This window comes from Bradyrhizobium sp. JYMT SZCCT0180 (assembly GCF_018130165.1).
Taxonomy (GTDB): domain Bacteria; phylum Pseudomonadota; class Alphaproteobacteria; order Rhizobiales; family Xanthobacteraceae; genus Bradyrhizobium.
On the sequence record NZ_JAFCLZ010000004.1, the window covers coordinates 146,340 to 160,098 of the forward strand.

Below are 13,759 nucleotides of genomic sequence, written 5' to 3' on the forward strand. Positions count from 1 at the left end.
TGGTAAATCAGGAGCCCGGCGGCGGCACGTTGGCGGCGTACCATTCGCGAAAATCCGCCAGGGCCGGGTGGGCCAATGAACGAGTAAGATAGGTCCAGATCCGGGGCTGGTGACGCAGATATTGCGGCTTGCCATCACGCCGATTGAGCCGCGCGAACGTGCCGAGCAGCCGGGTATTCCGTTGCGCCGACATGATGGCGTAGAGCTCGGCGAACCTGGCCGGATCGAAATTGCTGTCGGCGGCGCGCCGCGCCTTGATGTAGCGGGTCAGCAGCGTCAGCTCGAGCGCCTCGGGCACGTCGATCCGCGCATCCTGCAGCAGCGACACGAGATCATAGGCGGCAGGTCCGAGCACGGCGTCCTGGAAATCGATGATGCCGACCCGCAGGATTCCGGAACGATCATTGAGCCAGATGATGTTGGGGGAATGGAAGTCCCGGATCACCCAGGTCCGCGGCGCGGAAGCCGGCTTCTTCAATAACCCTCGCCACATCGCGACGAATTCGTCGCGCAGCTCCTGGCTTGGCTCGACGCCGCGATCGGGCATGTACCATTCGAGCATCAGCCCCATCTCGACCAGCCACGCTTCGGTGTCGAACACGGGGATGGCGTGGGTCGATTGCAGGGTCAGCAGCAGGATGTCCGGCAGCGGCTCGCGATGCAGCGCCGCCAGCATGTCGGTCGCGGCCTCGTAGCGCTCCACGATCGGCTGCGGCGGATCGCCTTCGACGATACCAGCGTGGCCGAAATCCTCGGTGATCAGGAAACCGGCATCGAGGTCCTGGTGGCGGATCGCCGGCGCCGAGAAGCCGCGCTCGCGCAGGCCGTTGGCGATGGCGACGAACGGCTTGACGTCTTCGGCCAGATGCACGGCGGCGCTGTAGGATCTGCCGTCATAGATCGCCGGGCCGTCTGGCCGCTTCGGCGAATTCATCAGGATGGCGGTGCCGTCCAGATGCAGCCGCGCATAGGAGCGCGTCGAGGCATCGCCCGGCATGCGCTCGCGCTGCGCTCCCATCAAGCCTGAGGTCTCGAGGAACTGGCGCAGCGCCTTGAGCCTTTCGACCTGCGCTGCCGCCTTGCCATAGCCGGTAAATTCGGCGGCGCGCGCATTGGATCCGAGCGCGGGACGATGGCTGAAGGCGATGTCGATGCGGTCGTCCGGCAGCGCGTCGGCTGCGCGCTCCGGCCATTCGATCAGCGCCAGCGCGCCCTCCGGCAGCGGCGACAGCCCGATTTCCTCCAGCTCGCTCGCATCGTTGATGCGATAGAGATCGGCATGAACGATCGGAAACGGCTGGTCATAGCTTTGCGCCAGCGTGAACGTCGGGCTCGGCACCTCCAGCGTCTCGTCGCTGGCGAGGTAGCGGATCATCGCCCGCGCCGCTGATGTCTTGCCGGCGCCGAGATCGCCCGACAGCGTAATCACATCGCCGGGGCCAACCAGCAGCGCAAGATCGGCCATCAGTTGCGCGGTCGCGGTCTCGTTCGCGAGCGCCACCGAGAATGTCGCTGATACGGTCATTCGGCGGCGTTGCGATGGGCGTTCTGGTCGATCGGAAAGTCGCACGTGACCGTCGTGCCCTTGCCGAGTTCCGAATCGACCCGCACCTTGCCGCCGTGCAGTTCGACAAAGGAGCGCACCAGCGACAGGCCAAGCCCCGCGCCGCGGTGCCGCGAGCCGTTGGAATGGCTCTCGAACCAGTCGAACACCTTGTCCTTGACGTCGGGCGGGATGCCCGGACCGGAATCGGTGACGGTGAAGATGACGCGATGCTCGTTGCGCCGCGCGCTGATGCTGACGGTTGCATCATGCGGCGAGAAGCCGACGGCATTGGCGAGCAAATTATAGAGCACCTGCACCACGCGGCGTTCGTCGCCGGTGAAGTCGCCGATGCTGGGATCGATGTCGACCTTGAGTTCGATGCGGTCGGTGGCGAGCCGGTCCTGAATGCCTTCCTTAGCCTGCTCGATGGCTTTGGCGATGTTGACCGGGCCGAGCTCGAGCTTCATGGCGCCGGCGTCGATGGTGGCGAGATCGAGGATGTTGTTGGTCAGCGCCAGCAGCGCATTGGTGGATTTGGTGACGTAATCGAGATACTCGGCCTGCTTGGGCGTCAGCGGACCGGTCGAGGGATCGCTCAGGAAGTGCGCGAAGCCGATGATGGTGGTGAGTGGGGCGCGCAGCTCGTAGGACACGTGGTGGACGAAATCGACCTTCATCTGGTCGGCGGTCTCGAGCGCCTCGTTGCGTTCGCGCAGCGCGCGTTCGACATTCTCGGTGTCGGTGATGTCCTGGAAGGTCAGCATGGTGGCGCCGTCGGGCAGCGGCATCGTCATGCAGGTCAGCACGCTGCCGTCCTTGCGCTCGAGCTTCAGTGCCACCTGCGCCCGGTTGCCGATCGCGGTAATCGCCTCGCGCAGCGCCCGCCACGTCAGGGCGTCGTCGAACAGCGGCTTGCACCAGGATTCCACGGTCTCGATGTGGGGCTGTTCGCGCAGCTGCTCTTCCGACAGCTTCCAGATCTTGGCGAAGGCGGGATTGAACAGTTCCACGCGACCATTGCTGCCGAACACCGCGACCGCCTCGGCGAGGTTGCTGAGCGTCTCGTGCTGTACCCTCGTCAGCCCGTCGAACCGCCGCGCCAGATCGAGGCTTTCCGTGACGTTGTCGAACAGATAGGTGACGCCGCCTTCGAGGTTCGGCGTGGTGACGACGCTGACCGCGCGGCCGTCGGGCAGGAACCAGGTGTAGGTCTCCGGCTCGACCGCGCGATAGGCCTCGTGCAGCTTGGCTTTCCAGGCCCGGAAGTCCGGCTGCTCCGGGAGTTTGCGCGTGGCGCGCAGCCGGTCGAGCACGCTGGAATCGTCGGGCTGGCCGTCGAGGAAGGCCTGATCGAGGCCCCACAGTCGGCGGTAGGATTCGTTGTAGAAGGCAAGCCGGCGCTGGGCGTCGAATACCGCAACCCCCGACGACAATTGGTCGAGAGTGCGGCGATGCGCCTCGACCATCCGCTGCAGCGCGGCGCGCAGCTGGGTCGCCTCGCTGGCGTCGATCGCGATGCCGGCGCTGCCGCCGCCAAGCTTCAAGGCTTGTACGTCATAGATCCGTCGTTCGCCGCTGACGACGATCGGCAGCCGCGCGCTGAAGCTGGAACTGTCGTTCAAGGTCCGGCTCATGTCGGTGCGCTGGTCGGTTTCCAAAAGTTCGAGGTTGCGACGGACGACATCGGCGACGCTGGTTCCTTCGGTCGCCCGCACATAGGCCGTATTGGCGTAGCGCAGATTGCCCTCGGGGCTCTTGGCCCAGATCGGCCAGGGCGCGGCGGCGGCGAAGTCGCGCAGCAGCTCGGTCTCTTCCTGCAGCGTCTTGTAGCGCAGATTGGATTCGGCGAGTTCGCGGCGCAACCCGCCGAGTTCGCGAATCCGAACAACGGCTTGGCCGCCGATGGCGCGGCCCATCGCCTCGATCGCGCGGCCGTTCGAGGTCGAGAGGTTGAGCAGAAAGCCTTCCCCGGCCTCGCGCAACGCATCGACGGCATGGTCCATCTGCAGCGCCGGTTCCGGCGGCAGCCAGGTTCCAAAGGCGAGGATCCGCTGCGGCGAGTTTTGCAACGCTTCCTGCGAGATCAACAGCGCGGTGTCGCCGCTGATCTGGGGCCGGCTGTCGCCCGCGGCCCAGGAGATCAGAACTTGCGGCTCGGCGAACAGCAACGCCCGCAACCGGTCGGCGTGAACCTGCAGATCGGCGATGTCCTGGCGCAGGCGGAGCTCGGTGCGGGTCGCCTTGACGCGGGTGCGCATCAACAGGATCGCCGCCACGACGGTAAAGCCGAGCAGCGACAACGCCGTCGTCAGCACCGCGAATTCCTGGTGATTGAGGTCGAGCCAGGCCGAAATCACCTCGGAGAGCGGCAAATCACCGGCCAAGGCCGGTTCCGATACGATGGATAGAGCAGAGGCGAGCGCAATCATGCCGTGACGTGCCAGTGAGGTGCACGACAGCAGGTTTCGACGCATCGCCGCGACTACGCCCGACATGATTTGCCCCAGAACGCACGACTTCAGGCCCGGCGCTTTACATCAGCCGTGCACGAATCGAGTGAGAGTATCCCCAAGGGGACTCCGCGGGTAAGAGTCCAGACCGTGAACGTGAATCTGGCTGTGCAAAAATGGGCGGATAACCGCTCCCGCTCAAAGCCGACGTTCCGGCTCATCGCTTGCTAGAGCACCTCTTCACCTCGCGCTCGCCGGCACCTTCAATCCGACGGTGCGTCCTGGAAAGCCAGCGGCGTCAAAGTAGCGTGTCAGGCCGACAAACTGCATGTTGACGATGGTGCGCAGGCCGTTGTCGCCTCGCTTCGAGACAACGTCCTGTCGCCACGGCCGGGCGGGCTTCCCGCCGGGAAGTGCTTCGGTAAGCGCGCGGCCGCGCAGCTTGCCGATAGGCGGGAGGGTGACACCCAAAATCTTCTCGAGCGTCGGAGCGATATCGGCGTTGCTGACCGGGGCCGTGTCGTTGAAGCCGGTCTTGAACGCAGGCCCGATGGCCGCCATGAAGTTTCCGGTGTCGGCGCGGCTAAAGCTGCCGTGATGGCCTTGCCCCTGCAAGAGGGTGGTATCGGATACGGTCACGCTGCAAAACAGCGGCTGATCACACCCCGTCGTTTCGGAGCGGAAATTGACGACGATGGCCGGCGTCGGCGTTCGCGCTCCCCCTTTGAGGCCCACTCTGCTCAGCGGCAGGGTTCCCGGAATCGGTCCAAGGTCATCCCGAACGAAGACGCCGCTGGTGTAGTCTTGCGCCAGGAGCGCCTTGACCACCTGCCTCACCAGGGTCTTGGCGTTGTCCTGCGGTAGATAGATGAGATCGTTGCCTCCGTTGGCGCCAACCACGATATCGGGTTTGGCAGGATCGTTGCCGATCGAAGCGCTGGCGCGGCGCGGGTATCTCCCGCTCCTGTAGTCGATGCCAGCGCCTTGAGCGGAGGGCTCATGCAGCGGCAGGCCCACAGCGTGCGCAAGGTCGATGGCAAGAAAGCCGGGTGGCAACTGCCCTTCGGGCACATTGTCGTATTTCAGTTTTGCAGCCGGACTGGTCTTGCTTTGCTTCGACACCGTGCTGAAGCCGTGGTCGGCGGTGATGAAGATGTTGGTGTCGGCCTCGAGCCCAAGTTCTTTGAGCGCAGCGACGATCGCCGCAAGATCGTCGTCGGCCACCTTGATTGCGGCAAGCGAGGTCGGACCGTTGATGCCGGGAACAAGTTCATTGACGCTGTCGCGCTGGGAGTGCTGGGTGCCGTCCGGGTCGGACGACCAATACAGCAGCATGAACGGCTTCTTGTTCTCCTTGAAATGCGGCAACAGCACCTTGGTGACGATGTCGCGATAATATTTCTGCTGCACGATATTGGTAGCCTTGCCGGGATTTTCGCGCTGCGCGCGCCCCGGCGTTTCCAGCGCTAGTCCAGCCTTCTTGAGCATCTCGACGAGATCCGGCCGCAACACGATGCCATCCTTCTTGCCGGTATCGTCGTCGAAGAAAATCGTGGTCTTGCCGTCGAGCTGGGTGAGGTCATGGATCGCCACCGGCCCGACCTTGCCGAGGGCGGCCGTGAAGTAGCCCTTGTCACGCGCCGCCGCCATGATCGAGCGCTCGGCAATGAAATTTCCGCCGTGATGCTGGTTCAGCTCACTCAACACCGCATTGTTCTGGATGAAAGGCGTTATGGTTCCGGCTGCGCTGGCAACCGGAAAGCCTGTGTAGAACACGTTGCCGAAATCTCCGGTGTCGCCGATCAGATGACCGGTCGCGATCACCGAGGCGTTCGAGGTCGTGATGGTCGGATAGACCGAATGACTGTTCGAGAAGTTGACACCTGTGTCCCGTATCCGGGCGAATGTGGGGGCTCGCTCGGGCGTGACAGCCGCAGCTCGAAGACCGTCAGCGACGAACAGGATGACGTTCTGTTGAGCATTGGATGGCAGCGTGCCCGACAGGATTGCGAACACCGCGCAGACGATTGATTTCCCCATGGCGCCCCCCCCCCGGCATTGCGAATTATTGGAGCGCAGTATGAGGGACATCGCCGTTTGCGCCAAGCGCCCTCACGGCCCGGCAAGCTGCCGCGCAACGTACCAATTCAGCCGGAGTTGAAGTGGCTTAACGCCCGGTCGAGCCAAAACCGCCGGCGCCGCGTTCGGTGGTCGATAGCGTGTCGACCTGGACCAGTTGCGCCTGCGTGACCGGCGCGATCACCATCTGCGCGATGCGCTCGCCGCGCCGGATCGGGAATGGCGTCTCGCCATGGTTGATCAGGATCACGTTGATCTCGCCGCGATAATCCGCATCCACCGTGCCGGGCGTATTGAGGACGGTGACGCCGTGCTTTGCCGCCAGCCCAGAGCGCGGCCGCACCTGCGCCTCGAATCCCCTGGGCAATGCGATGGCAAGGCCGGTGGGCACCATCGCATATTTGCCCGGCGACAGGATCAACGGTGTTTCCGCCGGCACCGCCGCCAGCAGATCCAGCCCCGCGGCGTCCGCGCTCTGATAGGCCGGCAGCGCCAGGCCCTCCGCGTGCGGCAATTGCATGATGTCGACCTTGACCGTTGCGCTCACGAATTCTTCTCCAGTGATTTTGCGATCCGCGCCACCAGTTCGGTCGCGACCTGTTCTTTCGTCATGACCGGCCACGAGTCCACTTGTATTTCGTCGTCGCCGACTTTGGCGCCGTCCCGCGTCAGCAGGTGCACGGTGTTGCGGTCGCCGCCCATCACGCCGGTTGCCGGCGACACGTCATTGGCGACGATCCAGTCACAGCCCTTGCGCGCGATCTTGGCTTTGGCATTTTCGATCAGATGCTCGGTCTCGGCGGCGAAGCCGATCACCAGCGGCGGGCGCTTGTCCTTCATTTTTGAAATCGTGGCCAGGATGTCGGGATTTTCGACCAGCTGTAGCGGCGGCATGCCGGCCGATGTCTTCTTCAACTTCTGTTCGCCTTCATTGGCGACGCGCCAGTCGGCCACGGCAGCGGCGAAGATCGCGATATCCGCCGGCAGTGCGGCCTCGACCCGATGCAGCATGTCGCGCGCCGATTCCACCCGGATCACCGTCACGCCTGCGGGATCGCGCAAGTCCACCGGGCCGGACACCAGCGTCACGTCGGCGCCCGCGGCTCGCGCCGCGGCGGCGATCGCAAACCCCTGCTTGCCCGACGAGCGGTTGGCGATATAGCGCACCGGGTCGATCGGCTCATGGGTCGGGCCCGCTGTTATCAGCACGCGTTTTCCCAACAGCGGACGCGGGCGCGGCGGACGCAAAATGTCGACTGCGGCAGCGGCAATTTCCACCGCCTCAGACATCCGTCCGACGCCGGCCTCGTTGGTTTCGGCCATCTCGCCGGCATTGGGGCCGATCATGGTGACCCCGTCGCGGCGAAGCTGCAGCACGTTACGGCGGGTGGCGGCGTTGTTCCACATCAAGGGGTTCATCGCCGGTGCCAGCAGGATCGGCTTGTCGGCAGCCAGCAGGATGGCGCTGGCGAGATCGTTGGCATGGCCATGCGCCATCTTCGCCATCAGGTCGGCCGTCGCCGGCGCAACCACGATCAGATCGCATTCACGCGCCAGACGGATGTGACCGGCGTCGAATTCGCTGCCGGGGTCGAACAGGTCCGTATAGACGCGCTCATGCGACAGCGCGCTCGCGGACAGCGGCGTGACGAATTGCTGCGCCGCCTTGGTCAGCACGCAGCGGACCTCGATGCGCCGCTCCTTCAGCCGCCGGATCAGTTCGAGGGATTTGAAGGCGGCGATGCCGCCACCGATGATCAAGGTGACGCTGGCCTGGTTGGCCGCATCGGCGATCGCCGGCGCGCGCGCGGAGGCATCCGCGGGCGGCGCCACGAAGCCAGACGTCGAGGCAGGAAACTCGGGGCGGCCTTGGATCAGCTCGCCCAGGATGACCCGGACTTCTTCCTCCACGGAGCGGCCGTTGCCGGCCGATCGCAGCCGCAAATAGGCCTTTACGGCGTCGTCGAGCTTTCGGATGGTGAGGCTGGCCATGGGTGGCTCCAGGCAGGCATGATCTCAATGCTAGCATAAGGTGCATGCATTGCAATCACATTTGCCGGACGGCCACCAGAATCCCGATGAAGGTCGCCACGATGATCCAGAGCGCCACGGTGCGCCAGCGGCTCTTGCGCCCCTCGGCCCGGCCCAGCGCCGCAATCGTCTCCGGCGACAATGTGACGCCCTCCCGGGTCATCTTCTCCAGCTGCTCCAGCACCGCCACCGAACGCGTGGCGATGGCCGGCAGGCCCGTCAGCACGCGGCCAAGATCGCCCGCGCCGGACACCGCGCCCTGAATGCGCCCTATCGGTCCGAGATTGCGTTCGATCCATTCGCGTACCACGGGATCGGCGACCTTCCAGATATCGAGCTTGGGGTCGAAGCCGCGCGCCACGCCCTCGACCACCACCATGGTCTTTTGCAGCAGGATCAGTTCGGGGCGGGTCTGCATGTCGAACAGCCCGGTGACCTCGAGCAGCAAGGTCAACAGCTTCGCCATCGAGATGTCTTCGGCGATGCGGTTATGGATCGGCTCGCCGATCGCGCGGATCGCTTGCGCGAAATTCTCGACCGAGTGGTGGCCGGGCACATAGCCGGCCTCGAAATGCACCTCGGCGACGCGGCGATAGTCGCGCGTGATGAAGCCCAGAAGAATTTCGGCGAGGAAGCGCCGCTCTTTCGGCCCAAGCCGGCCCATGATGCCGAAATCGACGGCGACCAGCCGGCCGGCCTCATCGAGGAACAGATTGCCGGGATGCATGTCGGCATGGAAGAAGCCGTCGCGCAGCGCGTGGCGCAGGAAACTCTGGATCACCTTGCGCCCGAGATCGGGCAGGTCGACCTGCGACTGTTCGAGGCGCGCGTGGTCGTTGAGCGCGATGCCGTCGATCCACTCCATCGTCAGTACGTTGTGGGTGGTGCGGTCCCAATCCACCGCCGGCACGCGGAAATCCGGATCGTCGCGCGTGTTCTCCGCCATCTCGGACATCGCCGCCGCTTCCAGCCGCAGATCCATCTCCATCGCGACCGAGCGCGACATCGTGTTGATGACCTCGATCAGCCGCAGCCGGCGCGCTTCAGCCGAATGCGCTTCGGCATTGTGCGCGACAAAGAAGAAATCGGAGAGGTCGCGGCGGAAGCGTGCGGCGACGTTGGGGCGCAGCACCTTGACGGCAACGGCCTTGCGCGCGCCGTCGCGCTCGACTTCACCGCGATGCACCTGTGCGATAGAAGCAGCGGCAACCGACGGCCCGAGGCTCGCAAACGCCTGCGCCACAGGGCGTTCCAGCGATGTCGCGATGACGGCCTCAGCCTCGCTCTGTGAAAACGGCGGCAGCCGGTCCTGCAAGGCTTCCAGATCGCGCGCCATCGCAACGCCGACCACGTCGGGCCGCGTCGCCAGGAATTGTCCGAGCTTGAGATAGGCGGGGCCAAGCCGGGTCAGCGCCCGCGACAGCCGTGGGCCGGATTTGGCGCCGGGCCGCTCGATGATCCGCGCCAGCTTGAGCGCAAGTTGCCCGGGCGGCGGCACCAGGCTCGGATCGACAACGCCGAACACGCCCTCGCGTGCGAACACAAAGCCGGCGCGGACAAGCCGCGCGATGTGGGTCGCCGCAGAAATCACAAACGCCAGCCCGAATGCAGCGCCACGATACCGCCGGAGAGGCTTTCCCATTTCACCCGTGAGAAGCCGGCGGCGCTGATCATCTCGGCAAAGGCGTTGGGCCTCGGAAATTTCCGGATCGATTCGACGAGGTATTGGTAGGAGTCGGCGTCGCCGGTCACGGCGCGGCCGAGCGGCGGGATCACCTTGAACGAGAAGAAGTCATAGAGCCGGTCGAGCCCGGGCACATCGACGGTGGAGAATTCCAGGCACAGGAATCGGCTTCCGGGCTTCAGCACGCGGTAGGCTTCCTTCAGCGCGGCATCGATCCGCGGCACGTTGCGGATGCCGAACGCGATCGTATAGGCGTCGAACGCGCGATCCGGGAATTCCAGCGCCTCGGCATTGCCCTCGACGAACGAAACCTGCTGGTCGAGATGCTGCGCCAATGCACGGTTGCGGCCGACGCCGAGCATCTCGGTATTGATGTCGCAGACCGTGGCGCGGAAGCCGGTGCCTGCCGCCTTGGCGGCGCGGAACGCGATATCGCCGGTGCCACCGGCAACATCCAGCAGCGCGAACGGCGCATCGCCCTTTGGCGGATTGAGCTTGTTGATCATGATGTCCTTCCAGGCCCGGTGCAGGCCGCCAGACATCAGATCGTTCATCAAATCATAGCGCGACGCCACGCTGTGAAACACGTCATTCACCAGCGTCTGCTTGTCCCCAAGGGGGACGTCCCTGAAGCCAAAATGCGTCGTTTGGTCCGGCCGATCCATCAACTTATCTCCATGGCCTGACCATAGCGCGCCCGCCGCAATGGCGCTATCACGTCACCTTCATAAGGTGAATACCTGCATGCCTGAATTACCCGAAGTTGAGACCGTCCGCCGCGGCCTGCAACCCGCCATGGAGGGGTCAAAAATCGTCAAGGCGGAAGCCCGGCGGAAAGATCTGCGGTTTCCCTTTCAAAAAGACTTTATCGCGCGGCTGGAGGGCCAGACCGTGACCGGCCTTGGCCGCCGCGCCAAATATCTGATGGCGGACCTGACCTCGGGCGACGTGCTGCTGATGCATCTGGGCATGTCGGGCTCGTTTCGCGTGCTGGAAAACGCTGCCAACAGCACAGGCGAGAACACACCGGGCCAATTCCATCTGCCGCGCAGCGAAGACCGCGCCCATGATCACGTCGTGTTCCACATGTCATCGGGCGCCTCTGTCGTGTTCAACGATCCGCGCCGCTTCGGTTACATGAAGATCATCGCCCGCAACGCGCTGGAGGAGGAGCCGCTGCTGAAAGGGCTCGGTCCCGAACCGCTCGGCAATGAATTTGACGCGACGATGCTGGCGCAATCCTGCCACAACAAGAAAACCAGCCTGAAGGCCGCCTTGCTCGACCAGCGCGTGGTGGCGGGACTTGGCAACATCTATGTCTGCGAAGCGCTCTATCGCGCGCATCTGTCGCCGCGCCGGCTGGCTGCGACCCTGGCGACGAAGAAGGCCGAGCCGACGGATCATGCCAAGCGTCTGGTGGGCTCGATCCACGATGTCTTGAACCAGGCGATCAAGGCCGGCGGTTCCTCGATCAGCGACCATCGCCAGACCTCAGGCGAACTCGGATATTTCCAGCACTCGTTCCAGGTCTATGACCGCGAGGGCGAGAAATGCCAGACCGCGCGCTGCGGCGGCGTCGTGCGGCGCTTCGTCCAGAACGGCCGCTCGACCTTCTGGTGCCCGAAATGCCAGAAGTAATCACGAACGTCCACGTCGCGGCATCGACATCATGAACACCCCGACGATCCAGACCTCGCGACTGATCCTGCGACCGCTCGCGCTATACGACGCGCCGGCGATCCAGCGCCATTTCAACAACTGGAACATTATCCGGAATCTCGCATCCGTCGTGCCCTGGCCATATCCGGACGACGGCGCGGAAAGCTTTGTCAGGGCTCAGCTGGAAGCAATCGCCGCGGGCGAAGAACTCTATCATTGGGTCCTGGTATTGCGAGCGGGCGACGGCGAGGCCATCGGCAACATCCACTTTCGACCGTCGGCGGACAGCCCGAAAGGCAACCGGGGATTCTGGCTCGCCGAGCCCTATTGGAATCGCGGGCTGATGACCGAGGCCATCTCGGCCATAAACGATTTTGCCTTCAACACGCTCGCTATCGAGCAGTTCTACGTTTGCAACGTGGTTTCCAATGAAGCGTCCCGCCGCGTCAAGCAAAAGACCGGCGCCGAGTTCGTTGGCTACATCGAACTCGCGCATCACAACGGCCAGTCGAAATCGGAAAAATGGCGCGTGACGCGCGAAAACTGGCTGCGCCTGGCTCCAACGAAACGGGAAACACCATGACCAGCAACTGGCGGGATCGCGCGGCCACTACTTTTCAATGTCAGAAGCAGCCGGCGACTTCCAGCCGCGGCATGGTGGTGAGCAATCATCCGCTGGCTTCGAGCGCGGGCGCCGAGATGCTGGCGGCCGGAGGCAACGCCATCGATGCGGCGATCGCGACGCTGTTCACACTGACGGTGGTCGAGCCGATGATGGTCGGCATCATCGGCGGCGGCATGGCACATATTCGCCTCGCCGACGGCAGCCATCGCTTCATCGACGGCCAGAGCACCGTGCCGCTGTCGGTCCGTCCCGACACTTACAAATCAAAACCGGGTTCGGCGCATGACGTGTTCGACACCGTCGGCGATGAAAATCTCAATGGCCCGAAAGCGGTCGCGACGCCGGGATCGCTGAAAGCCTGGTGCGAGACGCTGCAAAGGTTCGGCACCATGAGCCTTGCCGACGTGATGCAGCCCGCGATCAAGCACGCCTCGCGCGGCTATGCCGCGACGCCCTATCTGCACGAATGCATCAGCGATAGCGCGACTGACATGCTGAAGGACAAGGCGATCTCGGCGGTCTTTCTGCCCAAGGGGACGCCGCTGAAGGCCGGCGAGCGCGTGGTACAGTCGGAATATGCGCAGACGCTGACCCACATTTCGCAGCACGGCGCGGCGGCGCTGTACCAGGGACCGCTCGGCGATATCCTGGTCGACTATATGAAAGCGCATGGCGGCTTCATCAGCCGCGAAGACCTCACCGTCTACAGGACCGTCGAGCGCCAGCCGATCCGCGCCGATTATCGCGGCTGGGAAATTCAGGGACCGCCGCCGCCCGCGGCCTCCGGCGTGCACATCGCCCAGATGCTCAACATTCTCGAAGGCTACGATATCGCCAGGCTCGGCTTCGGCTCTGCGGAGACGATTCACTATCTCGCCGAAGTGCTGAAGATCGCTTTTGCCGATCGCGCGGCCGCCAGCGGCGATCCTGACTTCATCAACGTGCCGGTGGAGCGGCTGACGTCGAAGGCCTATGCCGGGGAACGCCGCCGCGCGATCGATCCCGGCCGCGCGCAGCAAAGGGGCGCCGGCGTCGCGCAGCTCGAAGGCGCGCACACCACGCATATGACGGCGGCGGATGCGTTTGGAAACGTGGTCGCGACCACGCAGACCATCAACAATCTGTTCGGCGCCAAGATCATGATCCCCGGTCTCGGCACCGTCCCGAACAACTACATGAACCTCTACGATCCCCGGCCCGGCCATGCGCTGTCACTGGCGCCCGGCAAGCGCGTCACCACCTCGATGTCGCCAATGATGGCGCTGCGCGACGGCAAGCTGGTCTATGCGCTCGGCCTGCCCGGTGGAAAGCGGATCTTTCCGAGCGCGATGCAGGCGCTGATCAATCTGATCGACCATGGCATGAGCCTGCAGGAAGCCGTCGAGGCGCCGCGGGTCTGGACCGAGGGCAATGCGCTGGAAGTCGAATCGGCGGTGCCGGAAAGCGTTCGCGCCAAACTCACATCGATGGGCCACCGAGTGCAGGCGGTGCCGACGGTGGCCGGTGGCATGAACGCCATTCAATTCCACGACGACGGTCGGATGTCGGGCGCAGCCTGCTGGCGCGCCGACGGCACACCGATCGGCATCGCAGGCGGGCTTGCGCGCGCCGGCGTGAGGTTCGGGCTGGCCTAGCAAATCGGTGGACGCAATTTCTCGGATTCGAAGATTGCCGCACTTTCGTTG

Annotated in this window: 10 protein-coding genes; 3 read left to right on the forward strand and 7 right to left on the reverse strand. The window is 64.4% G+C overall.

Going from position 1 to position 13,759, the window contains the following annotated elements; all coding sequences use genetic code 11:
• Nucleotides 1-7: 7 nt before the first annotated feature.
• The 7 genes from tsaE to ubiE form a co-directional block, all read right to left on the reverse strand.
• Nucleotides 8-1,525 (reverse strand): tRNA (adenosine(37)-N6)-threonylcarbamoyltransferase complex ATPase subunit type 1 TsaE, encoded by a 1,518-nt coding sequence (gene tsaE, locus JQ641_RS07655; RefSeq protein ID WP_211995390.1) that lies wholly within the window; start codon nucleotides 1,523-1,525, stop codon nucleotides 8-10.
• Complete coding sequence (locus JQ641_RS07660) at nucleotides 1,522-4,041, reverse strand: PAS domain-containing sensor histidine kinase (RefSeq protein WP_211995391.1); 2,520 nt, start codon at nucleotides 4,039-4,041, stop codon at nucleotides 1,522-1,524. Before JQ641_RS07660 ends, tsaE begins: the two co-directional genes overlap by 4 nt.
• A gap of 195 nt (nucleotides 4,042-4,236) precedes the next feature.
• Nucleotides 4,237-6,036, reverse strand: a complete 1,800-nt coding sequence (locus tag JQ641_RS07665; RefSeq protein ID WP_211995392.1) for an alkaline phosphatase family protein — start codon at nucleotides 6,034-6,036, stop codon at nucleotides 4,237-4,239.
• Between the two features lie 127 nt (nucleotides 6,037-6,163).
• A complete protein-coding gene (gene dut / locus JQ641_RS07670) occupies nucleotides 6,164-6,622 on the reverse strand; it encodes a dUTP diphosphatase (RefSeq protein WP_211995393.1) in 459 nt (152 codons plus the stop codon).
• The gene (coaBC, locus tag JQ641_RS07675) at nucleotides 6,619-8,067 is read right to left on the reverse strand and encodes a bifunctional phosphopantothenoylcysteine decarboxylase/phosphopantothenate--cysteine ligase CoaBC (protein ID WP_211995394.1); all 1,449 of its coding nucleotides are present in this window, start codon (nucleotides 8,065-8,067) and stop codon (nucleotides 6,619-6,621) included. The genes dut and coaBC overlap by 4 nt, the downstream gene beginning before the upstream one ends.
• Before the next feature lie 55 nt (nucleotides 8,068-8,122).
• Complete coding sequence (ubiB, locus tag JQ641_RS07680; RefSeq protein WP_211995395.1) at nucleotides 8,123-9,697, reverse strand: 2-polyprenylphenol 6-hydroxylase; 1,575 nt, start codon at nucleotides 9,695-9,697, stop codon at nucleotides 8,123-8,125.
• Nucleotides 9,694-10,455, reverse strand: coding sequence for a bifunctional demethylmenaquinone methyltransferase/2-methoxy-6-polyprenyl-1,4-benzoquinol methylase UbiE (ubiE, locus tag JQ641_RS07685; RefSeq protein ID WP_211995396.1), 762 nt, complete (start codon nucleotides 10,453-10,455; stop codon nucleotides 9,694-9,696). Before ubiE ends, ubiB begins: the two co-directional genes overlap by 4 nt.
• A 79-nt stretch (nucleotides 10,456-10,534) precedes the next feature.
• Here ubiE and mutM point away from each other — a divergent pair, with 79 nt between their 5' ends.
• Genes mutM through ggt form a run of 3 tightly spaced genes read left to right on the forward strand, consistent with a single transcriptional unit; the run spans nucleotide 10,535 to nucleotide 13,708 of the window.
• Nucleotides 10,535-11,428: a bifunctional DNA-formamidopyrimidine glycosylase/DNA-(apurinic or apyrimidinic site) lyase gene (gene mutM / locus JQ641_RS07690; protein WP_211995397.1), complete on the forward strand. Its 894-nt coding sequence runs from the start codon at nucleotides 10,535-10,537 to the stop codon at nucleotides 11,426-11,428.
• Nucleotides 11,429-11,459: 31 nt separating this feature from the next.
• On the forward strand, nucleotides 11,460-12,032 hold the full coding sequence (locus JQ641_RS07695; protein ID WP_211995398.1) for a GNAT family N-acetyltransferase: 573 nt from the start codon (nucleotides 11,460-11,462) through the stop codon (nucleotides 12,030-12,032).
• Complete coding sequence (ggt, locus tag JQ641_RS07700) at nucleotides 12,029-13,708, forward strand: gamma-glutamyltransferase (protein ID WP_211995399.1); 1,680 nt, start codon at nucleotides 12,029-12,031, stop codon at nucleotides 13,706-13,708. Before JQ641_RS07695 ends, ggt begins: the two co-directional genes overlap by 4 nt.
• Nucleotides 13,709-13,759: the final 51 nt, after the last annotated feature.

Bases quoted from the DNA above. Each gene is read 5' to 3' on its own strand.
- JQ641_RS07660 (WP_211995391.1), bottom strand. From the start codon at position 4,041: ATGTCGGGCGTAGTCGCGGCGATGCGTCGAAACCTGCTGTCGTGCACC.
- ubiE (WP_211995396.1), bottom strand. From the start codon at position 10,455: ATGGATCGGCCGGACCAAACGACGCATTTTGGCTTCAGGGACGTCCCC.
- mutM (WP_211995397.1), top strand. From the start codon at position 10,535: ATGCCTGAATTACCCGAAGTTGAGACCGTCCGCCGCGGCCTGCAACCC.
- JQ641_RS07665 (WP_211995392.1), bottom strand. From the start codon at position 6,036: ATGGGGAAATCAATCGTCTGCGCGGTGTTCGCAATCCTGTCGGGCACG.
- tsaE (WP_211995390.1), bottom strand. From the start codon at position 1,525: ATGACCGTATCAGCGACATTCTCGGTGGCGCTCGCGAACGAGACCGCG.
- JQ641_RS07695 (WP_211995398.1), top strand. From the start codon at position 11,460: ATGAACACCCCGACGATCCAGACCTCGCGACTGATCCTGCGACCGCTC.
- coaBC (WP_211995394.1), bottom strand. From the start codon at position 8,067: ATGGCCAGCCTCACCATCCGAAAGCTCGACGACGCCGTAAAGGCCTAT.
- ggt (WP_211995399.1), top strand. From the start codon at position 12,029: ATGACCAGCAACTGGCGGGATCGCGCGGCCACTACTTTTCAATGTCAG.